At 74.5% G+C, this 23,984-nt stretch carries 23 protein-coding genes; 6 read left to right on the top strand and 17 right to left on the bottom strand.

From position 1 onward, the window contains the following. Positions 1–12 precede the first annotated feature (12 nt). From ACN268_RS19620 to ACN268_RS19645, 6 genes are all read right to left on the bottom strand, one after another. Complete coding sequence (locus tag ACN268_RS19620) at positions 13–1,710, bottom strand: L-aspartate oxidase (RefSeq protein WP_421484460.1); 1,698 nt, start codon at positions 1,708–1,710, stop codon at positions 13–15. 74 nt (positions 1,711–1,784) lie between these two features. Beyond that, positions 1,785–2,687, bottom strand: coding sequence for a septum formation family protein (locus ACN268_RS19625; protein WP_421484461.1), 903 nt, complete (start codon positions 2,685–2,687; stop codon positions 1,785–1,787). 100 nt (positions 2,688–2,787) lie between these two features. Further along, positions 2,788–3,213 carry an aspartate 1-decarboxylase gene (panD, locus tag ACN268_RS19630; protein WP_088647581.1) on the bottom strand — a complete coding sequence of 142 codons (426 nt, stop codon included), beginning with the start codon at positions 3,211–3,213 and terminating at the stop codon, positions 2,788–2,790. Positions 3,214–3,242: 29 nt separating this feature from the next. Beyond that, the gene (gene panC / locus ACN268_RS19635) at positions 3,243–4,088 is read right to left on the bottom strand and encodes a pantoate--beta-alanine ligase (protein WP_421484462.1); all 846 of its coding nucleotides are present in this window, start codon (positions 4,086–4,088) and stop codon (positions 3,243–3,245) included. Positions 4,089–4,152: 64 nt separating this feature from the next. Next, a complete protein-coding gene (locus ACN268_RS19640) occupies positions 4,153–5,130 on the bottom strand; it encodes a Rossmann-like and DUF2520 domain-containing protein (protein ID WP_421484463.1) in 978 nt (325 codons plus the stop codon). Positions 5,131–5,273: 143 nt separating this feature from the next. Beyond that, entirely contained in the window at positions 5,274–6,554 is a 1,281-nt protein-coding gene (locus tag ACN268_RS19645) for a phytase (protein ID WP_421484464.1), read from the bottom strand. Positions 6,555–6,600: 46 nt separating this feature from the next. On the opposite strand from ACN268_RS19645, the gene ACN268_RS19650 reads away from it, so the two are divergent. Together ACN268_RS19650 and ACN268_RS19655 are read left to right on the top strand one after the other, a co-directional pair. After that, positions 6,601–7,737 (top strand): SAM-dependent methyltransferase, encoded by a 1,137-nt coding sequence (locus ACN268_RS19650; protein WP_421486939.1) that lies wholly within the window; start codon positions 6,601–6,603, stop codon positions 7,735–7,737. Then, positions 7,734–8,903, top strand: a complete 1,170-nt coding sequence (locus ACN268_RS19655; protein ID WP_421405733.1) for an NADH-quinone oxidoreductase subunit D — start codon at positions 7,734–7,736, stop codon at positions 8,901–8,903. Before ACN268_RS19650 ends, ACN268_RS19655 begins: the two co-directional genes overlap by 4 nt. A 16-nt stretch (positions 8,904–8,919) precedes the next feature. Here ACN268_RS19655 and ACN268_RS19660 read toward each other — a convergent pair whose 3' ends face one another. The 4 genes from ACN268_RS19660 to ACN268_RS19675 all read right to left on the bottom strand — a co-directional run bounded on the left by ACN268_RS19660 (position 8,920) and on the right by ACN268_RS19675 (position 13,447). Then, positions 8,920–10,638 carry a hypothetical protein gene (locus ACN268_RS19660; RefSeq protein ID WP_421484465.1) on the bottom strand — a complete coding sequence of 573 codons (1,719 nt, stop codon included), beginning with the start codon at positions 10,636–10,638 and terminating at the stop codon, positions 8,920–8,922. Positions 10,639–10,833: 195 nt separating this feature from the next. Then, positions 10,834–11,838, bottom strand: a complete 1,005-nt coding sequence (locus ACN268_RS19665) for a glycine betaine ABC transporter substrate-binding protein (protein ID WP_088643880.1) — start codon at positions 11,836–11,838, stop codon at positions 10,834–10,836. A gap of 153 nt (positions 11,839–11,991) precedes the next feature. Then, positions 11,992–12,714, bottom strand: coding sequence for an ABC transporter permease (locus ACN268_RS19670; protein ID WP_088643879.1), 723 nt, complete (start codon positions 12,712–12,714; stop codon positions 11,992–11,994). Between the two features lie 46 nt (positions 12,715–12,760). Continuing rightward, a complete protein-coding gene (locus ACN268_RS19675; RefSeq protein ID WP_088643878.1) occupies positions 12,761–13,447 on the bottom strand; it encodes an ABC transporter permease in 687 nt (228 codons plus the stop codon). Between the two features lie 2 nt (positions 13,448–13,449). Between ACN268_RS19675 and ACN268_RS19680 the strand changes: the two genes are divergently transcribed. Further along, positions 13,450–14,445 (top strand): ABC transporter ATP-binding protein, encoded by a 996-nt coding sequence (locus tag ACN268_RS19680; protein WP_421484466.1) that lies wholly within the window; start codon positions 13,450–13,452, stop codon positions 14,443–14,445. 61 nt (positions 14,446–14,506) lie between these two features. Here the strand turns inward: ACN268_RS19680 and ACN268_RS19685 are convergent, their stop codons facing one another. The 7 genes from ACN268_RS19685 to folP form a co-directional block, all read right to left on the bottom strand. Then, positions 14,507–15,004 carry a hypothetical protein gene (locus ACN268_RS19685; RefSeq protein WP_421484467.1) on the bottom strand — a complete coding sequence of 166 codons (498 nt, stop codon included), beginning with the start codon at positions 15,002–15,004 and terminating at the stop codon, positions 14,507–14,509. Between the two features lie 65 nt (positions 15,005–15,069). Next, entirely contained in the window at positions 15,070–15,375 is a 306-nt protein-coding gene (locus ACN268_RS19690; RefSeq protein WP_421484468.1) for a hypothetical protein, read from the bottom strand. Positions 15,376–15,457: 82 nt separating this feature from the next. Next, positions 15,458–16,669 carry an ABC transporter permease gene (locus ACN268_RS19695; RefSeq protein WP_421484469.1) on the bottom strand — a complete coding sequence of 404 codons (1,212 nt, stop codon included), beginning with the start codon at positions 16,667–16,669 and terminating at the stop codon, positions 15,458–15,460. Positions 16,670–16,769: 100 nt separating this feature from the next. After that, a complete protein-coding gene (locus ACN268_RS19700; protein WP_421484470.1) occupies positions 16,770–17,246 on the bottom strand; it encodes a DUF3180 domain-containing protein in 477 nt (158 codons plus the stop codon). 67 nt (positions 17,247–17,313) lie between these two features. After that, on the bottom strand, positions 17,314–17,841 hold the full coding sequence (folK, locus tag ACN268_RS19705; protein ID WP_421484471.1) for a 2-amino-4-hydroxy-6-hydroxymethyldihydropteridine diphosphokinase: 528 nt from the start codon (positions 17,839–17,841) through the stop codon (positions 17,314–17,316). Further along, a complete protein-coding gene (gene folB / locus ACN268_RS19710; protein WP_421484472.1) occupies positions 17,838–18,197 on the bottom strand; it encodes a dihydroneopterin aldolase in 360 nt (119 codons plus the stop codon). Before folB ends, folK begins: the two co-directional genes overlap by 4 nt. Continuing rightward, positions 18,194–19,081 (bottom strand): dihydropteroate synthase, encoded by an 888-nt coding sequence (gene folP / locus ACN268_RS19715; RefSeq protein ID WP_421484473.1) that lies wholly within the window; start codon positions 19,079–19,081, stop codon positions 18,194–18,196. Before folP ends, folB begins: the two co-directional genes overlap by 4 nt. 355 nt (positions 19,082–19,436) lie before the next feature. Here folP and ACN268_RS19720 point away from each other — a divergent pair, with 355 nt between their 5' ends. From ACN268_RS19720 to ACN268_RS19730, 3 genes are read left to right on the top strand one after another with little or no spacing between them, the layout of a single operon-like run. Then, entirely contained in the window at positions 19,437–19,751 is a 315-nt protein-coding gene (locus ACN268_RS19720) for a hypothetical protein (protein WP_088643869.1), read from the top strand. 13 nt (positions 19,752–19,764) lie between these two features. Further along, positions 19,765–20,127: a hypothetical protein gene (locus tag ACN268_RS19725; RefSeq protein ID WP_067302246.1), complete on the top strand. Its 363-nt coding sequence runs from the start codon at positions 19,765–19,767 to the stop codon at positions 20,125–20,127. A gap of 49 nt (positions 20,128–20,176) precedes the next feature. Then, positions 20,177–23,983, top strand: coding sequence for an ATP-binding protein (locus tag ACN268_RS19730; RefSeq protein ID WP_421484474.1), 3,807 nt, complete (start codon positions 20,177–20,179; stop codon positions 23,981–23,983). Position 23,984 lies beyond the last annotated feature (1 nt).

The raw sequence follows: 23,984 nt of genomic DNA on the forward strand, positions 1-23,984 counted from the left end.
CGCCGCCCGTGGTCAGGGCAGCGCCTCCCAGCGTTCGGTCAGCCCGCCCCGGGCGTCGATCGCCGCGACCAGGTGGCCGCGCCACCGCTCGTCGGCCGTCGGGAAGTCCTCCCGCCAGTGGCAGCCGCGGGTCTCCTGCCGGGCGTACGCGGCGGCCACCAGGGTCGTCGCCACGGTGACCAGGTTCGTCGCCTCCCAACCGGCGGTGCCCGCCCGGCCGGCGTCCGCGGCCAGCCCGGTCAGGGTGGCGGCGGTCCCGGCGAGGCTGGCCGCCGACCGCAGCACCCCGGCACCCCGGGTCATCGACCGTTGCAGCGCCGGCACGCCCTCGGCGGACAGCACCCCGCCCCCGCCGCCCACCCACGCGCCGGTCGACGCCGGCTGCGCCTGCTCGGGCAGCCCGGTGGCGATGTCCTCGGCGATCCGGCGGGAGAAGACGAGCCCCTCCAGCAGCGAGTTGCTGGCCAGCCGGTTCGCGCCGTGCACGCCCGTGCAGGCGACCTCGCCGCAGGCGTACAGGCCGGGGATGGAGGTCCGGCCGCGCAGGTCGGTACGGACGCCGCCGGACGCGTAGTGGGCGGCCGGGGCGACCGGGATCAGATCGGTCGCCGGGTCGACCCCGATGGCCAGGCAGGACGCGACGATGGTCGGGAACCGCCCGGCGAGGAAGTCGCCGCCGAGGTGCCGGGCGTCGAGGTGGACGTGGTCGGCACCGGTGGCCAGCAACACCCGGTGGATGCCCTTGGCCACCACGTCGCGGGGGGCCAGTTCGGCCAGCTCGTGCTGGCCGAGCATGAACCGCTTGCCGTCGGCGTCGACCAGGTACGCGCCCTCGCCCCGCAGCGCCTCGGAGACCAGCGGCTGCTGGGCCAGGCCGGCCCCGGGCACCCGGGCCTGCTCGGGCACGATCAACGCGGTCGGATGGAACTGCACGAACTCGACGTCGGTGACCGCCGCGCCGGCCCGCAGCGCCAGCGCCACGCCGTCCCCGGTGGAGACCGCCGGGTTGGTGGTGGCCGAGAAGACCTGCCCCATCCCGCCGGTGGCCAGCACCACCGCGCGGGCGAGCAGGGCGCCCACGCCGTCCTCGCTGCCCTCGCCGAGCACGTGCAGGGTGATCCCGCAGGCCGGGCCGGGAGAGTCCGGGCCGTCGCCGGGGGCACGCAGCAGGTCCAGCACCAGCGCGTTCTCGACCAGCCTGATCCACGGGTCGCGGCGGACCGCCGCGTGCAGGGCCCGCTGCACCTCCGCCCCGGTCGCGTCACCGCCGGCGTGCACGATCCGGTCGGCCCGGTGCCCGCCCTCCCGGGTGAGCATCAGCGAACCGTCCGGGTTGCGGTCGAACTCCGCGCCGATGCGCATCAGCTCCCGCAGCCGCAGCGGCCCCTCCTCCACCAGCAGCCGGACCGCCGCCGGGTCGCAGAGTCCGACCCCGGCGATCTCGGTGTCCCGGGCGTGCGCGGCGGGCGAGTCCGCCGGGTCGAGTACGGCGGCGATCCCGCCCTGCGCCCAGCGGGTCGAACCGTCGTCGATGTTGACCTTGGTGACCACGGTGACGTGCAGGCCCGCCTCGCGCAGGTGCAGCGCGGCGGTGAGCCCGGCCACCCCGGAGCCGACCACGATCACGTCGGTGGTCTCCACCCAGCCGGGCGCGGGAGCAGCCAGCAGGCTGGGCAGGGCCGGCAGGTCGACGGTCGGACGTAGTTCCATGACCACAGTCAACCCGAACGATCCTCGCGACGGGGGGCGGGGGGCGGGACGAGTGGTTTCGGCTACCCCGTCCGCTACTTCGTCCGCACCGGAAGGGCGGCCGGACCGCCGCCCTTCAACGAGGCCGTCACCGTCCGGTCGCTCAGCCACAGGTAGCAGCGGACCCCCCGGTCACCGACCCGCCACCGGCCCGGACCGGGCGGACGCACCACCACCCCGCTGCGGAAACGCAGCCTCGTGTCGTCCGGCACCCCGACGTACCGGGCCAGCACGCTGCGGCAGCCGGCGTACAACGGCAGCCAGTCGACATCCTTGGTCGGGTACGGCCGGTCAGGGGCCTTCCAGGCGCCCACGAACTCCGCCTCGTGCACCGCTGGGCACTCCACCGGGACCAGCACCTGCACCCCGGCGCCCCGACCGCTCTTGGCCCGCTGGCAGCCCAGCCGCAGCGGGGAGGGCCCCTTCAACGCGTCCCGCAGGCTGCCCGTGCGGGTGACCACGGTGGCCGCCGCCTCGACGGTGTTCAGCTCGCTCAGGTCGCACCGGAACCAGCGCGCCCCGGCCGCCCAACCCGGCGCGGTCGGCAGCGCCACCGCCAGTCGCAGCCGGCCGGCCCGCCAGTCGTCGCCCACGTACCCGGCGGCCCGGGTGTCGCACTCGGCGAACGCGCCCCGCAGCTCGGTCGAGCCGGTGGCCGGCGCGGTGGCCCGTTCCCCCGGCAACACGCCCACGTGCACCGTCTCCACCCGGTGCGGCACCGCGCAGTCCACCGGCGCGTACGCCGCCAGGGAGACCGTGTCGGTGAAGTCGGCGACCTGGCACACGCCCGCCGCGGGGGTGAACGGCCCGGCCGGCGGCAGGGCCGCCCAGTCGTCGGTGAGATCGCCGTCGAGGCCGCCCGGGGCACCGCAGGCCGCCAGGACCGCTCCCGCCGCCACGGCGGCGACGACGAGCGTCACCGCTCGGCGGACCCTCATCGCACGGCGCAACGCGGCCTCCCCCAGCCGACGACCGTCAATCCGACGGTCAGCCCAGGGTAACCAAAAATGACCTTCCGGTAACAGACCGGAATTCTGGTCAGCCGACGACGGCGAGCGGGCTCGGCACCGGGTCACCGGCCGTGCCGACGGCCGCCGCTGCCGGGTCGCCGCCCAGCTCAACCACCCTGTTGTCGGCGTCCACGTGGACCACCCGGGGGCGGTACGTGCGGGCCTCCGCGTCGTCCATCTGACCGTACGAGATCAGGATCACCAGGTCCTGCGGGTGCACCAGGTGCGCCGCCGCGCCGTTGATGCCGATCACGCCGCTGCCCCGCTCGCCGGGGATCACGTACGTCTCCAGCCGGGCCCCGTTGGTCACGTCCACGATCGCCACCTGCTCGCCCGGGAGCAGGTCGGCGGCGTCGAGCAGATCCTGGTCCACCGTCACCGAACCGACGTAGTGCAGGTCGGCCTGGGTCACCGTTGCCCGGTGGATCTTCGATTTGAGCATGGTCCGGAGCATCGTGGTGCCTTTCCGAGTCAGGTACGGGGTCAGCTGTGGGGAGCGAGCCGGATGGCCAGGTTGTCGATCAGGCGGGTGCCGCCCACCCAGGCCGCGATCAGCAGCCGGGCCGGCCCGGCGACCGGTCCCGGCTCCAACTCCGGGTCGGTGAGCGCCAGGTAGTCCAGCCGTGCGCCCGGCGTCGCGCCCAGCGCCCGGTGGGCGGCGGTCAGCACGTCGCCGGCGTCCGCGCCGCCCTCGGCGGCGGCCGCACCGGCCCGCAGCGCGGCGGACAGCCCCAGCGCCACCTGCCGCTCGTCCGCCGACAGGTAACGGTTACGGCTGGACAGGGCCAGCCCGTCCGGCTCCCGGACGGTCGGCACGCCGACCACCTCGACCGGCACGTCCAGGTCCCGGGCCATCCGGCGGACCAGGGTGAGCTGCTGGTAGTCCTTCTCCCCGAAGAACGTGAAATCGGGCCGGGTGAGCTGAAGCAGCTTCAACACCACGGTCAGCACCCCGTGGAAGAACCCGGGCCGGCTCTGCCCCTCCAGCTCCTCACCGAGTCGGCCCGGGTGCACCCGGACCGTGGGCTGCCCGTCGGGGTACATGTCCGCCGCGGCCGGGGCGAACACCAGGTCCGCACCGGCCCGCCGGCACACCTCCAGGTCGGTGTCGAGGGTGCGCGGGTACCTGTCGAAGTCCTCGTCCGGGCCGAACTGCAACGGGTTCACGAAGATCGTCACCAGCACGTGGTCGGCCCGCTCCCGGGCGGCCCGGATCAGCGTCTCGTGCCCCGGGTGCAGCGCACCCATCGTCATCACGACGCCGACCGTGCCGGCGAGCCCGGCCCGCGCCTTCGCCAGCTCCGCCCGGGTGTGCACCAGTTCCGTCACTGAACTACCCTTCGTTCGCGCTGCGGGGCTCGCAAACCCGGCTCACTGGCCCATCCGGGCCCGCTCACGCCGCCACTTCCCGGTGGACGCCCGCCAGCACGTCGAGCAGGGACTCGGCGTCGACCGGGCGCAGCCGGCCCGCCGCGATCGCCCGGTCGGCGCTGCGTCGGGCCAACGCCAGGTAGGGGGCGACGGATTCCGGCGCGGTCTGCGCCAGCCGGGCCAGATGCCGGCGTACGGTGCCCGCGTCGCCACGCGACACCGGGCCGGTGAGCGCGTCGTCACCGAGGCGCAGGGCATTCTCCAACGCCGCCCGCAGCAGCGGGGCCAGCACCTTCTCCGGCTGGGTCACCCCGGCGTCCCGCAGCCGGTCGGCCGCCTCGTTGACGAGGGTCACCAGGTGGTTCGCGCCGTGCGCCAGCGCCGCGTGGTAGAGCACCCGGTCGGTCTCCCCCACCCACTCCGGCACCCCGCCCAGGTCGGCGACGAGCCGGGCCGCCGCCGCCCGCAGCTCCGCCGGGGCGGTCACCCCGAAGGAGATACCGGCCAGCCGGGACAGGTCGTCAGGCGTACCGGTGAAGGTCATCGCGGGGTGCAGGGCCAGCGGCCGGGCGCCCACGGCGGCGGCCGGGGCCAGCACGCCCAGCCCGTGCGCCCCGGAGGTGTGCGCCACCACCTGGCCCGGGTGCAGCGCGCCCGTGTCGGCCAGCCCGGCGACCACACCGGCCAACGCGTCGTCGGGCACGGCGATCAGCAGCAGGTCGGCGGCGGCCCGGGCGACCGAGGTGGCCGACCGGTTCACCGCGTCCGGCAGGAGCAGCGCGATCCGGGCCCGGGTCGCCCCGGAGACGCCGGAGGCGGCGACCACCCGGTGCCCGGCGGAGACCAGCGCCGCCCCGAGTACGGCACCCACCCGGCCGGCACCGACCACGCCCACGGTGAGACGGGCCGGAAGGACGAACGGGGCATCGGGTACGACGGGGCCCTGCGGTGCGGCGACGCCGGGTACGGCGGCCGGACGCGGGCGCAGCGGTGCGCTCATGGCGACGATCCAGTCCTCGAAGGGGGTACCGGTCGATGGCAAGTATGCGCCGGGGGCAGGGAACCCGAACAAGGATGTGTGAAAACGTTCACCGACCGCCGGCACCGGACGTCCCGGTGGCTGCCGGGGGCCGGGGTGGCAGTTCACCGCCGGCCGGTCAGGAACCCGGCGTCGACGAACTTGACGTTGCTGTCCGGGCGTTCCCCGCCGTCCCCGTCCGGCGTCGCCGGGGTGTTCCGGCCGTCCTGCACCACCAGCAGCCCGCCGGGGAAGCCCGGCAGCGGCGTGGCCGTCACCGTCGCCCCGTCGCACTCCTGCGCGCCGTCGACCCGGCCGTCGACCACCGCGAACCGCCCGGTCGGCCGGTTGGTGACCCGGTCGTAGGTGAAGAACGTGTCGTCGCCCTGGCTGGACACGACGAGGGTGCCCGCGTACCGGCCGGTGCGCATGATCGTCAGGCCCTCCACGTCCTGGGCGATCCGCCCGCCGAAGCCCGGGTCGGCGGTGTGGTCGGTGACGCAGTCGTCGGCCGCCGGGTCGAAGACCGCCGGGACGCCGTACTCGCGGACCCGCTCCACCGACCGGGGTACGCCCACGAACCGGCCACCGACCAGTCGGGTCCGCCACAGGCCGACCTTCTCCTGCGCCAGGTACACCACGCCGGTGGCCGGGTCCACCACCGTCCCCTCCACCTGCGGGCCGTCCCCCGGGTCGGTGCACGGCGACCAGACGGAGCCGTCCGGCAGGGTGAACGTCGACGGCAGCACCAGCCGCCCCACCGGCCGGTAGCTGACCTTCCCGGCCTGTTCCACCAGCCGGAACACCCCCACCTCCGGGGTGCTGCGCCGGCTCACCACCACGTACGCGGCCCCGTCCCGGTCGGTGAACGTGCCCAACCCGTACGCGGTGCGCTGGGTGTTCACCTCCGCCTGGTCCCGGCTGAACGCGAACGGCGGCTGCGGCGCGGTCACGTCGACCAGCCGCCGCGACGCCGGGTCGATCCGGTAGAACCGGAGCTGGTCCCGCCCCCGGTCGGTGACCACCGCCAGGTCGACCGGCCGGCCCGCCAACCGGAAGCCGCCGACCAGGTCGACGTTGTTGAACCGGCCCGCCTCGTCGTCCGGACCGGGTGCCGGCGGGGTGGCGATCGCCTGCCGCTCCCGGGCCCGCAGGTCGTACACCCGCAGGCCGCCGTTCTTGGCGGTGACGATCACCAGGCTGCCGGCCCGGTCGGTCGGGTGCACCCAGATCGCCGGATCGTCGGCGTCGGCGTCGCCACCGGCGGCGTCGTCGAACAGGGCGGGTGTCTCGGCCACCGCCCGGACCGCACGCGGCGCGTCGTCCCGGGCGGGCGCGGCGGCGGCACCGGTGGTCGCCACCAGCAGCGGTACGACCGCCAGCGCGGGGATCACGATTCGTCTCATGCCCGCAGACCGTAGGGTCGGCACGGTGACGGACCCTGAACACGGGATGAACGCGATTCGCTGGCGGGTCGCCATGGGCACCGCCCTCTACGGGCCGCACGGCTTCTTCGTCTCCGGGTCCGGCCCCGCCGACCACTTCCGGACCAGCGTGCACGCCTCCCCGGCGTTCGCGGCGGCGGTGTTCCGGCTCGTGTCCCGCCTCGACGCCGCCCTCGGCTTCCCCGATCCGTTCGACGTGGTGGACGTGGGTGCCGGCCGGGGTGAACTGCTGCGCGCCCTGGCCGCTCTGGCCCACGGTCCGACGACGCCCGACGCGGCCGCGACGCCGCTGGCCCGCCGCCTGCGCCTCACGGCCGTGGAACTGGCCCCCCGCCCGGCTGACCTGCCGCCCGTCATCGCCTGGACGACCGAACCCCCGACGGGGATCACCGGCCTGCTGACCGCCACCGAGTGGCTGGACAACGTCCCCCTGGACGTGGCCGTCCCCACCGACACCGGCTGGCGCTACCACCTGGTGGACCCCACCACCGGCGAGGAGACCCCCGGCCCCCCACTGACCCCGGAGGACCTGACCTGGCTCACCACCTGGCACCCCGCTCCGACCCCAACCCCCACCCGGCCCGCACCCCCCGCCACCGCCCCGGTGACCAAGAGGTTTGCGTCAACGGAGGGGCCCGAACCTGACGCAAACCTCTTGATCACCAGGCCCGGGGGGCGCGGGGGACGGGTGGAGGTGGGGCGGAGCCGGGACGAGGCGTGGGGGCGGGCCGTCGGGCGGGTGCGGCGGGGGGTGGCGTTGGCCGTCGACTACGGGCACCTGCGCGAGCGGCGGCCGGTGGACGGGACGCTGACCGGGTACCGGAACGGACGGCAGGTGCCGCCGGTGCCGGATGGCTCGTGCGACATCACCGCACACGTCGCCATGGACTCCGTCGCGGCCGCCGGTGCACAGGTCGCCGGGTGCGCGTACACGTTGCTGTCCCAGCGGGAGGCGCTGCGGGCGCTCGGGGCCGACGGCGGCCGACCGGCGCTGAGCCTGGCCGGCACCGACCCGGCCGGCTACGTACGGGCACTCGCCGCCGCCTCGGCGGTGGCCGAGCTGACCGACCCGGCCGGGCTCGGCGGACACCACTGGCTGCTCCAGCCGGTCGGCGTCGCCGTCGATGCGCTCATGGCACGATGACCGGCATGACCACGGACACCGGTGAACTGCGCGAGCTGACCGTCGGCACCGGGGCCGGCGGGGAACAGCTCGGCACCGACATGGTGCTCAACATCGGCCCCCAGCACCCCTCGACGCACGGCGTGCTGCGGCTGAAGCTGGTGCTCGACGGGGAACGGGTGGTCGCCGCCGAACCGATCGTCGGGTACATGCACCGGGGCGCGGAGAAACTGTTCGAGGTCCGCGACTACCGGCAGATCATCGTGCTGGCCAACCGGCACGACTGGCTGTCGGCGTTCTCCAACGAGCTGGGCGTGGTGCTCGCCGTGGAACGGCTGATGGGCATGGAGGTGCCCGAACGGGCCACCTGGCTGCGGATGGCGCTGGCCGAACTGAACCGGGTGCTCAACCACCTGATGTTCCTCGGCTCCTACCCGCTGGAGATCGGCGCGATCACCCCGGTCTTCTACGCGTTCCGGGAACGGGAGACCATCCAGGCGGTCATGGAGGAGGTCTCCGGCGGCCGGATCCACTACATGTTCAACCGGGTCGGTGGGCTCAAGGAGGAGGTCCCCGCCGGCTGGACCGGCCGGGCCCGCGCCGCCATCGCCGAGGTACGCCGCCGGATGCCCGACCTGGACAACCTGATCCGACGCAACGAGATCTTCCTGGCCCGCACCGTCGGGGTGGGGGTGCTGTCGGCCGCCGACGCCGCCGCGTTCGGGGCGTCCGGGCCGGTCGCCCGCGCCTCCGGGCTCGACCTCGACCTGCGCCGCGACGAGCCCTACCTGGCGTACGACCAGCTCGACGTGCCGGTGGTCACCCGCACCGCCGGGGACTGCCACGCCCGCTTCGAGGTGCTGCTCGACCAGGTGTACGCCTCCCTCGACCTCGCCGAACAGTGCCTCGACCGGGTCGACCGGCTCACCGGGCCGGTGAACACCCGGCTGCCCAAGGTGGTCAAGGCCCCCGAGGGACACACCTACGCGTGGACGGAGAACCCGCTCGGGATCAACGGCTACTACCTGGTGTCGCGGGGCGAGAAGACGCCGTGGCGGCTCAAGCTGCGCACCGCGTCGTACGCCAACGTGCAGGCGTTGGCGACCCTGCTCCCCGGCTGCCTGGTGCCCGACCTGATCGCCATCCTCGGCTCGATGTTCTTCGTGGTCGGCGACATCGACAAGTGACCCGCCGCCGACCCGGTCAGCGCCAGTGCCCGCCCGCGCGCGGGGTGTCGTCCTGCGGCGGGTAGCCGTACCGCTGCTCGCCCGCCCACTGCGGGTGGTCACGCGGCTCGGGCTCCGGGTCGCGCCACGACACCACCGGCTCCCGGTCCCGCCACTGCTCGGCCCGCTGTCCCTCCCACCGCCGGTCGTCGGCGCGCGCCGGCCGGTCCTGGGCGGGCTGCGGCTCGGCGCGGGACGGCCACTGCCCGTCCGGCCGGTCCGGGGCCGGTGGGGTCGCGTGGGCCGGCCACTGGTCGGCCGGCCGGTAGCTGCGCGCCGGCTCCCGCCACTGCTGCGGCACCGGCACCCCGCCGGCGGGCAGCGCGGGCCGGTCGGACTGCTCCGGTCGACCGCCACCCCACCGGTCACCGGTGGGCTCCACCCCGTCCCGGTACGGCTCCTCCTGTCGCACCGAGGCCCAGCGGTCCGAGTAGTGGTAGCCGCCGTCGGCGCGTGCCTCCGCATGGCGCTCCCCGACCCGCACCTCCCGGGCCCGGCCCTCGTCACGCGCCTCGGCCCAGCGGTCACCGGCGCGCGCCTGGCGGGCGGTCACGTCGGCCCGGTCCTGCCCCCAGCGGTCACCGGCAGGCGGCGCGGGCGACTCGGCAGGACCTCCCGCCCAACCGGACCGACCGCCCGCCGACCAGCCACCGGCCTCTCCACCACCCGTCGACCACTCCGCCCGGCCCGGCTCGGGCCGGTCGTCGCCCGGCGTCGGCCAGGCGGGGCCGGTGGCGGCCGGCCAGGCCCGCTCGTCACGCGACGCCGGCCGGGCCGCCCGGGACCGGTCATCCGGCGGGGCCGACCAGCCCCGGCCGGTCGGCTCGGACTGCGCCGACCAGGGACGCTCCGGCTCCCCGCCGGCCCAGGACGACTCGTCCCCGCCGGAGGCCCACCGGCCGGCGTACCCGCCGCCGTATCCGCCGGACGGGTCGGGACCGTCGACGACGGTGTGCCGGGTGGTCACGTGCACGGTCTCGGTGTGGCGCACCACGCCGAGCGGGCGGGACGTCGACTCGGCGGGCCCCCCGCCGCGTGGCTCCCGGCTGGCCGCCCCGTACACCCCGGCCTGCCCGGTGGTCGGGCGCTCCGGAGCGTAACGGCGGCCGGTCGGTTCGGCGGACTCCCGGTCGGACGGCACCCGGCCCCGGCCCGCCGCGACCGGCGCGGAAGCCTCCGGATGGGTCCAGTCCGACGCGGGTTCCTCGACGGCGGCCCGTCGCCGGCCCACCGGAGCCTCCGGTGCCGGCTCGGCAGCCGGGACCCGGGCCCGGCCGGCTCCGGCGACGGAATCCTCGGCGGGCGGGGCGGCGACGGCGGCAGCCAGCTCGGCCGCCGAGTCCAACCGACGACGCAACGCGGTGACCTGTTCCTCGACCCGCTGCGACTGGTCCAACGCCTGGTTGCCACGCTGGGCGGCGGCCACGATCTCGCTGCGCAGTTCGCGACGGAGCTGCTCCAACTCGTCGAGCACCGACTCGTCGGACGCCCGGACACCGCCGTCGGCGCGCAGCGCGATGGACAGGCCGATCAGCACGACGGCGGTGATGGCCAGCACCGCGGCGAACCGCAGCGGACCGTTGCCGTCGGCGAACAGCAGGATCAACGCGGCGATCGGCGCGAACGCCACCCCGATCCAGAACAGGACGGTCAGCAGTTGCGGTCTGCGCTTCTCGGAGACGACCGGGGAGGGCATGGCTGTGCAGCCTACCGAGATGTACGCGGGCTGGGAACGGTCCCAGGGCAGAATTGCCCCGATCTCGGCCGGTACGCCTCGGCGCCACCGGATCGTCGCCGGCCGCCATCCGCCCTGGTCAACGGGGCACGATCAGCCCGTTACGGGGCGGGCCCGGTCGCGGTCGGGGGGAGCCGACCGCGACCGGGATCACGCTCAGCTGGTGGCGAGCGCGCCGTCGGACGAGAAGACCAGGCCGACGCTGGCGGTGCCGGTCTTCAGGGCGTTCTTGGTCTGCGGGCCACCGGCGTCCAGCGAGCTGAACGAACCGGCCTTGAAGTCGTAGACCTCCACCAGACCGGCCTGGCACTTCGGCCGCTGCGGGCACTCCGGCGGGCCGGCCAGCACGGTGTCCTTGCCGGAGCACTTGGCCGCCAGGTCGGAGAGGGTCTTCAGGGAGTACTTGTCGGCGAACGCCTTGGTCACCGCGAAGGCGTTCTGGTCCTGCGCCGCGGACGGGGTGCCGAACGTGATGCCCGCCTTGTCACCCTCGGACTTCAACGCGCTGACCGTCTTGTCCAGCTCCGGCGAGGAGACCGGGGTGGCGTCCTTGCCGTTGGCCTTGGTGTTGAGGAACTCGGCCATGGTCGCCGCGTACTCGGGGACGACCTGGATCTCGCCCTTCTCCAGGCTGGGCTCGTACAGCTCACGGTTGCCGATCTGCTGCACCTTGACCTGGTAGCCGGCGGCGGTGAGGGCGATGTTGTACAGCTCGGCCAGGGTCTGGCTCTCGGAGAAGTTGCCGGCCCCGACGACGATCTGCCCACCCGGGCCCTTGGCGATGCCGGTGGTCAGCCCGTTGGCCGAGGCGAACTCCTCGGCCGCCGCCTTCGGCGTCTTGCGGTCCACGTCGACCGCCTTGTTGAGGGCGATCAGCTTCGGCGTGTCCAGCGCGGCCGAGACCTTGTCCAGCGCGGCGAGCAGCTGCGGGTTCGCCACCTTGGCGTTGACCGCCGGGATGATGTTGTCGGTGTTCTGGAGCTTCTTGTCGTCGTCGAGGACGACGAGCTGGTCACCGGCGACCGGGGCGCAGCCCGCACCGCTGGCGCCCTGCTGCGGAGCGTCGGTGCCGGACGAGCCGGCGTCCCCACACCCGGTCAACAGACCCGCCAGGGTCAGGGCGCCCACCGCACCCGCCGCCAGCCGTGTCCGTACGCGCATCGTGCCCGCCTTCCGTGTCCCGGCGCGACCCCGGGCAGGGTCGGCCGCGTGTCCGACGGGCGACGGCCGCCGCCCGCGGGTTCAGCCAATATCCTTCCGGACCGACCGACAAACTCTGAACCACTTTCGTAACGTGATCGTCACGGTAAGGGATCAGTTCCCCGCCGTGGCGTCCGCCGCCCGCCGGTTGGCCGCCCGCCGGGTACGCCGCAACGGTCGTGGGGTCACCGCCCGCTCGACCAGTGCCAGCACCCCCTCCGCCGCCAACGCCAGCCCCGCCACCAGCACTCCACCGGCGATGATCTGCCCACCACCGGCCGCGATGTCCAGCCCGAAGCCGGCCCGGATGATCTGGCCCAGCCCTCCGCCGTTGACGAACGAGGCCAGTGCGGCCGTCGCCACCACCTGGACGGCGGCCGTACGGAACCCGGCGGCCAGGTACGGCACCGCCAGCGGCAACTCCACCCGACGTAGCACCTGCCAGCCCGACAACCCCATCCCGCGTGCCGCGTCCCGGGCCTCCGGGTCGGCCTGCCGCACCCCGGTGTACGCGTTGGCCAGCAGCGGCGGCACCGCGAACACGGCCAGCGCCACCACCACCGCCGGTCGCCCGAAGCCGAGGAAGGTCAGCGGCAGGATGGTGAGCAGCGCCAGGGTGGGGATGGACAGGGTCAGGTTGGAGATCAGCACCACGGCACCGCCGCCGCGCCCCGAGTGCCCCAGCCAGAGGCCGATCGGCCAGGCCACCAGGCAGCCCAGCAGCACCGCCGCGGCCGACATGCTCAGGTGCTCACCGACCCGGTCCAGCACCCCACCGGGGTTGGTCCAGTTGAGCGGGTCGTTGAGCCAGACCACCGCCTGCTGCACCGGGTTCACCGGATAGACCTTTCGTTCGTGACTGCGGGCCTCCGCTGCGCCCTGCTCATCGGGGGCGGCTCCGCAGCCAGGGGGTGAGCAGGCGGCCCACGCCGGCCAGGATCAGGTCCAGCACCAGGGCGAGCAGGACGCAGAGCAGCGTGCCGGTCATGATCTGGGCCTTGTAGAAGTTGTTCTGAAACCCCGCGAAGATCAACTGCCCCAGGCCGCCCCGGCCGATCACCACCCCGACGGTGACCAGCGCGACGGTGGAGACCGTGGCGAGGCGTACCCCGGTGAGGATGCCGGGCAGGGCCAGCGGCAGGTCGATGCGGAACAGCCGGGCCCACCTCCCGTACCCCATGCCCTCGGCGGCGTCACGCACCTCGGGGGGCACCTGGTTCAGCCCGGCCACCGCATTGCGGACGATCACCAGCAGCGCGTACAGCACCACCACGGTGAGCACGGTCACCGCGCCGATACCCAGGTAGGGGGCGATGAACGCGAACAGGGCCAGGGAGGGGATCGTGTACAGCACCCCGGTCAATGCGAGAATCGGCCCGGCGAGACGCCGGTACCAGTAGGCGAGCACCGCCAGCGGCAGGGCCACCAGCGCGGCGAGCAGCACGGCCCGGCCGGTCAGCGAGGCGTGCTCGCGCAGCGCGGCGAGAATGGTGTCAGAGTTGTCCCGCACGTACTGCCAGGAGAACCACGGATTACCCGGCTCGGCCCGGTAACTCAGGTGGAAGGACACACGTGGACGTTACCCCCGGGGGCACCGGCGACGCAGGACACAGTGCCGCGTCGATCACGCTCGACGGCATCCGCAAGCGGTACCCCGACGGCACCGACGCGGTCCGTGAGCTGAGCCTGGAGGTGCCGGCCGGCGAGCTGGTGGTGCTGATCGGCCCGTCCGGCTGCGGCAAGTCGACGGTGCTGCGGATGGTCAACCGGCTGATCGAGCCGACCGGCGGCCGGATCATGCTCGGCGACGAGGACATCACCCGGGTCGACCCGGTGAAACTGCGCCGACGGATCGGCTACGTGATCCAGAACGTCGGCCTGTTCCCGCACCAGACGGTCGCCACCAACGTCGGCACCGTACCCCGGCTGCTCGGCTGGCCGAAGGAGCGGATCCGGCAGCGCAGCGGCGAGCTGCTGGAGCTGGTCGGGTTGGACCCGGCCCAGTTCGGACGCCGCTACCCGCACGAGCTGTCCGGCGGGCAGCGGCAGCGGGTCGGGGTGGCCCGCGCGTTGGCCGCCGACCCGGTGGTGCTGCTGATGGACGAGCCGTTCTCCGCCGTCGACCCGATCGTGCGGACCCGGTTGCAGGAGGAGTTCCTCCGGCTCCAGGCCGAGGTCCGTAAGACCATCGTGCTGGTCACCCACGACCTCGACGAGGCCGTCCGGCTCGGCGACCGGATCGCGGTGCTCTCCGAGGGCGGCCGGCTGGAGCAGTACGACACCCCGGCGGCCCTGCTCGGCACGCCCGCCTCGCCGTTCGTGCGCGAGTTCGTCGGCGCGGACCGGGGCATCCGCCGGCTGGCGGTCACCCCGGTCACCCGGGAGGTGCTCGACGGCGAGGCCACCGACGGCACCCTGCCGGAGCTGCCGCTGGGCCGCTCGGCGTACGACGCGCTGGCCGCGATGCTGACCGCCGGCACCGACGCGGTCGTGGTCACCGCCGACGGCCGGCCGGCCGGCACGCTCAGCCGCGCCCGGGTGCTCGACCTCGGGCAGCCCGGCGGCTAGCCGGCGCGGGCGCCACCCGGACCGGCCCAGCGGTGAGGGTGCGGGCCGGCTGAGCTGAGGGTCAGGCCCGCCCACCCAGGCTGGCCAGCCCGATGATCCAGCCGGCGAAGAAGCCGTAGCCGGCCCCGGTGCCGGTGGTCTCGAAGGCCGCCAGCAGCGGACCGTCCGCGGTGAGTAGCGCCGCCAACAGGGTCGCCGCCGCCGCGGCCAGGGTGTACGCGGCCCAGCCGGAGAAGAACTGGCTGGCCGACCCGGGCACCCGGGCCACCTGACCGGCCGGCAGCAGGTAGAGCAGCACCCCGGCGAACAGCAGCAGCAGGATGGCCCGCAGGTCGGTGGCGAGCACCCCGTGCTCCGGGGTCGCCTCCACCCGCCAGGCGGGCCAGGCGAGCAGCCGCAGGTACCAGCCCCCGGCGGAGTCCGGATCGGTGTGGGCCTCCGCCCAGCGGACGTACCAGGGACTGCCGCAGACGGCGACGAGGATCAGCGCGGCGAGGGTGCCGGTGCCGGCGGCGGTGCCGTACCCCTGCACGCTGCGGGGGCGTTGGGTGAGGGCCATGCGGCGGGAAGTTCCCGACCCGCCACGGCCGGCAAACCTCTCCCGCCAGCCGGCGGGCCGGCCGCTCAGTGCTTCATTAGGTAGTCGATGAACGCCGCCCGCAGCAGCGGCGCGGACTCCTCGTAGCCGTGCCCGGTCAGCTCCCGCCACAGCGCCGCCGCCTCGTCGATGGTCGGCCCCACCGAGTTGGGTGCCCCGTCGAGCGCGGCGGCCTCGTCGGCGTTCGGCAGGTGCCGCAGCACCGACCAGAAGAACCTCACGTCCCGCCGCTCCCGGGCCCGCGCGAAGGCCCGCTCCCGCAGCTCCTCGGTGGAGAGGGCGTCGAGCTGGTCGAAGGTGTGGCCGGTGCCGGCGGAAGGAGTCTCGGTCATGCCCGCGAGCCTAACCGGAGAGATCGTCGCCGGCCCGTCGTCCACGCCCGGTCGCCGGCCGCACCGGTCCGGGCCGGGCCGCTCACCGCTCGTCGGCGTCCCAGCGGGGCGGGGCACTAGGCCAGCGGGGGGCCTCCCAGGGGTCGGGCGGGGTGTCGTCGGTCGTCCGCTCCGGCAGGGCCGGGGTCCAGTTGCGCGCCTCCCCGCCCGGGGGCATCGACCAACCGGAGCTGATCGCCCCGTCCCGCACCGGCGGCAGCTCCACCGGTTCACCCGCGAGGGTGCGGGGCCGGCCGTACGTCTCGACCAGCCGGGTCACCAGCAGACCACCGGCCAGGGCCGTCCCACCGACGGTCCACCTGTCGGTCGGCGCGCCGACATCCTCCGCCCAGGCCAGGTAGGTCACCACCAGGCCGACCGCGAGGAGGGCGCCGAAGATCCCACCCCGCCGGCCGTACGCGCTGGTGCCGCCGAACATGGACACCCCGACCGCGAGCACCGTCCAGTCCAGCCCCGACGTCGGCGTCACCGGGCCCTGCGCGTTGGCGGCGACGAGCACCCCGGCGAGCATCGCCAGCACGGTGGAGGCGATCAGCGCGGCCGACGTCACCAGGGCGGCGGCCATGCCGCGGCGGCGGGCCGGGTCGGCCACCGGCCGGAACCGGCCGACCAGCCGGCGTACGGTCCGGATCGCACCGAACGCGCCGAGCAGGACGACCACCGCGGCGAACCCGGCGAACAGGTAGTAGGCGTTGCGCCGGGGGTCGTAGTCGGCCTGCACCGCCACCGGCAGGTCCCGCCGTTCGATCCAGACGACCACCCCGGCGGCGGCGGCGAGACTGGCCGCCCAGCCGGGCACGTGCAGCACCACCACCGCCCAGGCCAGGGCCAGCCCGCCCAGCGCGGCGGCGACCAGTGCCGGGACGACCGCCGGGGACACGCCCCGGTCGCCCTGCTCGGCGAAGTGCAGCGCGGCGGCCAGCGCCACCGGGCCGATCGCCAGGTTCACCGCGGCGGTCCGCAGGCTCAGCCCGGCCGCGAGGACGAGCAGGCCGAGCGCGACCGCGTCGACGAGCAGCCGCCGCAGGCCGGCACCGCGCAGCGCGTCCGGGTCGTCCCGCCACAGCAGGTAGGCCAACGCGGCGAGGGCGAGCAGCAGCGCCAGTTCCCAGACCACGTGCACGCCGAGCCGGTCCCGGCCGGGTTCCCCCTGCTCCGGGTCGTCGAGGACGTTCTCGGGTACGGTCGCGGGCACCTCTGCCGACGCGGTCCGGCCCGGTTCGTCGTACACCATGCGGTGCGCCTCCCAGGTGACCGGCCGTCACCGGTGACGGCTGACTGTGTTCCGGTCGCCAGGCACCGTACCCGCGCGCCGGGGGCGGGCGTAACCCCTGTCAGCGCTGCCCGGGTCGGTCGGCCCGGTCGTCGGCGTCGTCGTCGGACTCGGGGACCCGGCAGGAGCGTTCGAGCCAGAGCGCGGCGGCGACCAGGGCCAGCGAGGCGAGGGTGCCCGCCCCGGCGGCCGGCCGGTCCTCGATGGCCGCGTTGGTCGGCTCGACGAAGAGCCAGCCGGTCAACCCGGCGTAGAAGCCGAGGAAGATCGCCCCGGCCAGCGCGGACGCCTTGGCCAGCACCACGAACCGGGCGACCAGCAGCGGGTTGACCGGCTCCCGGCCGGGCCGCCGCTCGATCCGGCCACGGGTGTTGACCGCCGCGTACGCCTCCAGCACGGCCAGCGCGGCCAGGGTGACCACCGGCAGCCAGGGCAGCCGGGGAATGCCGCTGTAGTAGAAGCTGCTGATCAGCAACCAGGCCACGGCGGCGGCGGCGAGCGCGGCGACCAGCAGCGTCGAGAACCGGGTGGGACCCATCCTCGACCCGTCGGGCTCCCGGTCACGGGGCGGTCGGGACGGCGTCATACCGGCCGGCTCCACTGGTTCATGTGTCCGACTCTAACGAAAGATCGGGGCGGGGGGTCAGTTCGAGGGCGTCCCCGGCGACCGGTTCGGCGTTGAGCAGGTCGGTCAGCCAGCCGTGCCCGGCCAGCTGCCCGTGCGGGTCGATGTCGATCCACGGGCGGAGCACGAAGGCGCGCTGGTGGGCGCGGGGGTGCGGCAGGGTCAGCGCGGGGTCGTCGCTGAGCACCGGCCGGCCGTCGTCGTCCCAGACGGCGACGACGTCCACGTCGAGGGTGCGCGGCCCGTACCGGCGCGCCGGGTCGCGGACCCGGCCGGCGGCGGTCTCGGCGGCGTGCGCCCGCGCCAGCCAGTCGTCCGGGGTCGCCGCCGGGTCGGCGACCATGACCGCCGCGTTCAGGTACGCCGGCTGCTCGGCGTCCCCCCACGGGGGTGTCTCGTAGACGCCTGAGACCACCAGCACCGCGTCACCGAGACCGGCGACGGCGGCCCGCAGGTGGTCGAGCCGGTCGCCCAGGTTGCTGCCGATCGACAGCACCGCCCGGGTCACCGGGTACGCCGCATCGTGACGGCCACGTCGGCGAAGGTGTGCGGGATCGGGGCCTCGGGCTTGTGGACGGTGACGGTGGCGGCGGCGACCAGCGGGTCGGCCAGGCAGACCGCGAGCAGCCGGTCGGCAAGCGTCTCGATCAGGTTGACCGGCTCGCCGGTGACCACCGCGACCAGCCGCTGCGCCAGCTCGCCGTAGTGCACGGTGTCGGTCACCTCGTCGGAGCGGGCCGCCGGGGCGAGGTCGAGTTCGAGTTCGGCGTCGACCACGAACTCCTGGCCCTGGGCACGCTCGAAGTCGTAGACGCCGTGCCGGCCCCGGGCCCGCAGTCCGGTCAGGACGATCCGGTCGGTCACGTTCCTCCCTCCGTCCGGCCGGTGGGGGCCGGGTCGTTGCCGGGGGCGGCGAGCCGGGGGCGGCCGGTGGCCGCCCAGACGGCGAGCGCGTCGGTGGTGCCCCGGACGTCGTGCACGCGTACCCCCCAGGCGCCCGCGGCGACGGCGAGCACGCTGGTGGCGATGGTGGCGGCGGCCCGGCCGTCGGTGTCCCGGGGGGTGCCGTCCGGGGTGGCGAGCAGGTGGCCCAGGTAGGACTTGCGGCTGGCGCCGAAGAGCAGCGGCAGGCCGAGGTCGAGCAGTTCGGGCAGGCGGGCACTGAGTTCCCAGTTGTGTGCGGCGGTCTTGGCGAAACCGAGCCCGGGGTCGATCACCAGCCGGTCGGCGGCCACCCCGGCGGCCAGCGCGTCGTCGACCCGCTTCGCCAGTTCGGCCCGGACGTCGGTGACCACGTCGGTGTAGCTGGCCAGCTCGCGCATCCCCCGGGAGTGCCCCCGCCAGTGCATGAGCACCCAGGGGCAGCCGGCGTCGCGGACCACCCGGGCCATGTCGGGGTCGGCCAGCCCGCCCGAGACGTCGTTGACCACGGCGGCCCCGGCGACGACGGCCGCCTCGGCGACCGGGGCGCGGGTGGTGTCGATGCTGACCGGCACCCCGGCGGCGGCGAGTTCGCGGATCACCGGCAGCACCCGGGACGCCTCGGTGCGGGGGTCGACCCGGTCGGCGCCCGGCCGGGTCGATTCGCCGCCGACGTCGACCAGGTGCGCCCCCTCGTCGTGCAGCCGCACACCGTGTGCGACGGCCGCGTCGAGGTCGGCGTACCGGCCGCCGTCGGAGAAGGAGTCGGGGGTGACGTTGAGGACGCCCATCACCACCGGGGCCTGCGCCCGTACCAGATCGGTCACGACTAGACGGTACCGGTCGCGCGGGGGCGCTCCGGGGACCCCCACCAGCCCCGCCACGAGCACCCTGACGTGCCCGTTGGAACAGGTGTACGATCGGTCGTCCGGGTCGAATCGGGTCGACTCTTCGCGGCTTGTCGCAAAGGGGGGCGGCCCGTACGCTGTGGAATTGCCCAGCATCAAGAGATGGCGAAGCCTGGAGGGAGGGCCGAAGCGGGAAAATCCCCCCAAATCTCGCCACTCTCCGTGGTGGGAGACCCGCGCCGCGTCATCGACGCTGTGCACAGTGAGCACATTCCCGCCAGGCTTGCCTACTGCACCACCGCGGCACCGCCGGCCGCGTTATGGGGAGGTTCCAGTGATCGCCTTCGAGCTGATGGAGACGACGTCTTCCGGCGTCGCACAGGTGCTGCACACCCTGGCGACGACGCCACTCGCCGAACCGGCCCCCAAGGGCATCGACACCAACGGTGTCGTCACCTTCTTCGCCAGCAAGATCGCACCCATCCTGCTCGCCGTGCTCGGGGTCATCTTCATCGGCCGAGCCAGCCGGGGCGAGATCTCCAAGGTGCTGACCAGCTCGGCCATCGCGATCGTCGGGCTGGCCTTCATCGCCGGCGCGGCAACACTCTTCTTCATCGGTGACTACCTGATCGATCTGATCTTCGAATAGGCGCGGGCGAGACATGCGGCTGCGCACCGACGACGACATCTACCGGGCCCGCCTGGTCTACCTCGGGCCGCCCGGCTACACCCTTCCGGTCCACCTCCCGTACGCCCAGTACGGACTGTTCATGCTGCTCGTACCCCTCTACATGTTCATCCACTGGTTGTTCACGCTGCAGGTCGAGCTCTTCCCCGCCTGGGAGATCGCGCTCGCCATCGTGAGCACCTCGTTCATCTTCCGGTACGTCGACCCGGACCGGCCGGCGCGGATGGTCATCCGCACCGCGCTCACCGACTGGCGACGCACCCGGGAACCGGCCGCCGAGCTGCGGGACCCCCGCCTGGTCGGCAGCCGGATCAGGATCCGGGAGGAACTGGCATGACGGGGCGTACCCCTATCGGGCAGTCGGACCACACGGGTGAGGCGGTCGAATGAGTCGCTCTTCCACGCCGGGTTTCCCGGCCGGACGACACAGCGCCCCACACGGTAACCGTGCGCGGTCGTTCGACTACCCCCAGGAGGAGTTGCGGGACGACGAGCCGTACGACCCGTCCCTGCTCACCGGCCCGGGACAGGGCGGCGTGGGGGTGTTCCAGGCTCCCCGGCCCACCCCCGGCCGGGGTACCCCGCCGGCCGATCCGGCACCCGCCGCGCCGATGCTGGTGGGTGACGGCACCGACATCGACTCCCCCTTCCTCGACCTCTTCGGTGGCGGTCCCCGCCCCGGCACCGCCCCGTCACCCGGCACCCCCGCACGCCGGGGGCCCGGCCGGGAGCACCGGCCCGTGCCGCACCAACCGGCCCCCACCCCGCCGCCGGCCATCGAGGCGCAGGCACCGGCGGCGGCCATCGAGGCGGCCCCGCCGACCACGCGCACCCGGGTCCCGCACCAGCAGGGTGACCGGTCGACGTCGGCCCCGACCGGCGACCGTCCGGCCGAGGCGCCGCAGCGGGCACCGCGCCGGGTCCCCACCGACCCGTTCCCCCGGGACACCGGCGAACCGCTCACCGCGCGGGAGGCGGCCGAACGCGCCCGCCGGGAGGCCACCGAACGGGCCCGGGAGGCGTCCGACCGTGCCCGACGCGAGGCCGCCGAGCGGGCCCGCCGGGAAGCCGCCGAGCAGGCGGCGGCGGACGCGGCCCGCCGCGAGGCGGCGGAGGCGGCACACCGCGAGGCGGTGGTACGGGCCGAACGCGAGGCGGCGGAGGCGGCACACCGCGAGGCGGTCGCTCGGGCCGAACGCGAGGCCGCCGAGCAGACCCGCCGGGAAGCCGCGGAGCAGGCCCGACGGGACGCGGCCGAGGCGGCCCGGCGCGAGACGGCGGAGCGGGGCCGGCGTTCTCCCGCCGAGCAGGCGCGGCGGGAGAACGCCGGCCAGTCCCGGCGGGATGCGACCCTGACCCCCCGGCCCCGACCCACCCCGGCGGCGACCCCGACCCCGGCCTGGCCCGAACCCGTCGAGCCGGCCTGGCCGGAGGACGTCGAGCCGATCCGGGCGGAGGCCGTGGTGGCCCCGGCCGGCGCGCTGGCCGCCGAACCGGCCCGGCCCGCGACCGTCGACTCCGACCGGCCCGCGCCGGCGGACCCCGGCTCCCGGGAGTTGGCCACGCCCCGGGAACGTGCGGCGAGCCGCCGCACCGCCGCGACCAAGCCGGTCCGGGTACGCCCACCGAAGATCAAATTCGGGGACCGGGACCCGTCGATCGAGCTGGCCATCACCGAGATCGCCGGGCACCTGACGTTCACCCCCAACACGGTCACCGCCTGGTACTGGCTCCCCGAGGTGCGCTGGGCGTTCCGCCCGGACGCCGAACGCGAGGCGCTGCTCTCCGCGATCTCCGAGCAGTACGCCGGTCTGGCCGGGTTCCGGCTGCACCTGCGCCGCACCACCCGGCCGTTCCCCGCCGACGAGTGGGCCCGCACCATCGACGCGCACACCGCGTCGCCACTGCCCGACGTCCCCGGCACGCCGGGCTGGGCCGACCACCTGGTCGCCGCGCAGCAGCACCTGATGTCGGTCAACCACGCCGAGGGGCAGACCTACCTGGGGGTCACCTTCGCCCGTCGTTCCCTGGGCGACTCCCTCACCGAACGTCTGCTGCGCGCCTTCGGCAAGGGCACCGCCGACGGTGAACGCCGCAAGCTGGGGCGTACCGTCGAGCAGTTCGACGAGGTGCTGGGCAGCTTCGGCATGCGGGGCCGGCGGGTCACCGCGCAGGAGCTGGAATGGCTGCTCTACCGCTCGGTGGCGCTGTGCATGGCCCCGCCCGGTGCCCTCTCCCCGGTGACCAACGGCCGGTGGGAACGCGGTGACCTGCTCGCCCTCACCGAACAGGTCGAGCGTTACCGCACCCCGTACGGCACCACCGTCAAGCTGGTCAACCGGATGACCGGCGAGGAACGGCACGTGGCCGTGCTCGCGGTCGGCCGGATGGAGCCGCTGGAGATCCCCGAACGGCACGAGCCATGGCTGCACTTCCACGAGCGGCTGCCCTGGCCCATGGAGATCTCCACCCGGGTCGACATCCTCGGCTCCGGCGACTCCTTCCGTAACCTCGAACACCGGCTGCGGATGATCCGGTCGCAGCAGCTCGACTACGCCGAGCACGGCATCGACGCCCCGCCCGAGCTGGAACGGCTCGCCAAGCGGGCACTGGTGATCGGCGACGAGATGACCACCGGCCTGCCGGTGGACTCCGCCCGGGCACACGGCTGGCACCGGATCGCCGTGGGCGGCCGGACCCGCGAGGAGTGCATGGAACGGGCCCGCCGGCTCATCCAGCTCTACTCCCGGGAACTACGCATCTCCCTGCAACACCCGAAGAACCAGGACTGGCTGGCCCGGGAGTTCATCCCCGGCGAGCCGATCGCCAACACCGGGTACGTCCGCCGGATGCCGGTGCCACTGCTGGCCGCCGCGCTCCCCCAGGCCGCGTCGACCGTCGGCGACCGTCGGGGCGACCTGATCGGACGTACCGCCGGGACCTGCCGCCGGCCGGTCTTCCTCGACCTGCACTTCCCGATGGAGGTACGCGAGCGCTCCGGGCTCGCCGTCTTCGTCGCCGAACCCGGTGGTGGCAAGTCGACCCTGCTCGGCGCGCTCGGCTACCTCGCCGCCCGGCGGGGCGTGCAGGTCACCCTGCTCGACCCGTCCGGGCCGCTGGCCCGGCTCTGCGCCATGCCGGAGCTCAAGCCGTACGCCCGGGTGCTCAACCTGACCGGTTCGGAGCCGGGGACGCTGGCCCCGTACGCGCTCATCCCCACCCCGCTGCGCAGCGAGTTCACCTCGGGGGCGGCGGGCGACCGGGAGTTCGAGATCGCCGTCTCCAACGCCCGGGCCGAACGACGCATGCTGGTGCAGGACATCTGCATGATGCTGGTGCCGCCGCAGGTGGCCCGGGAGGCGTCCACCGCCACCCTGTTCCGGCACGCGGTACGCCAGGTGCCGGCCGAGGAGACGTCCACCCTGGACGACGTGGTCACCTGCCTGCAGGGGCTCGACGACGACGCCGGCCGGGAACTGGCCCATCTGCTGCTCGACACCGCCGAGATGCCCCTGGCCATGCTCTTCTTCGGCCGCCCGCCGGAGGGACTGCTCGGCGCGGGGGCGGCGCTCACCGTGATCACCATGGCCGGCCTGCGCCTGCCCGACCTCAAGATCGAACGCGAGTACTGGTCGGCCGAGGAGGCGTTGGCGCTGCCGATGCTGCACACCGCGCACCGCCTCGCCGTCCGCCGCTGCTACGGCGGGTCGATGTCCTCGCGCAAACTCGTCGGCCTGGACGAGGCGCACTTCATGGAGGGCTGGCGCTCCGGCCGGTCCTTCCTGGTCCGCCTCGCCCGCGACTCCCGCAAGTGGAACCTCGCCGCACTGGTCGCCTCGCAGAACCCGAAGGACATCCTCGGCCTCGACGTCCAGAACCTCGTCTCCACCGTCTTCGTCGGCCGCATCGCCGAGGACACCGAGATCGCCTCCGAGGCGCTCCGGCTGCTCCGGGTGCCGGTCGACGACGGCTACGAGGCCACCCTGGCCTCCCTGTCCGCCGTCGACACGACCTCCGCCACCCGGCTCGGCTTCCGCGAGTTCGTCATGCGGGACGTGGACGGCCGGGTGCAGAAGGTCCGGGTCGACGTGTCGTACGTCGAGGGGCTGCTGGATCACCTCGACACCACCCCCGCCGCGGTCGCCCAGGCCGCCGGGATACTGCCGACCGTCCTGGCTGATCTGGAGGCGTGAC

The sequence above is a fragment of the Micromonospora sp. WMMD735 genome, from assembly GCF_049178995.1.
Lineage (GTDB): Bacteria > Actinomycetota > Actinomycetes > Mycobacteriales > Micromonosporaceae > Micromonospora > Micromonospora wenchangensis.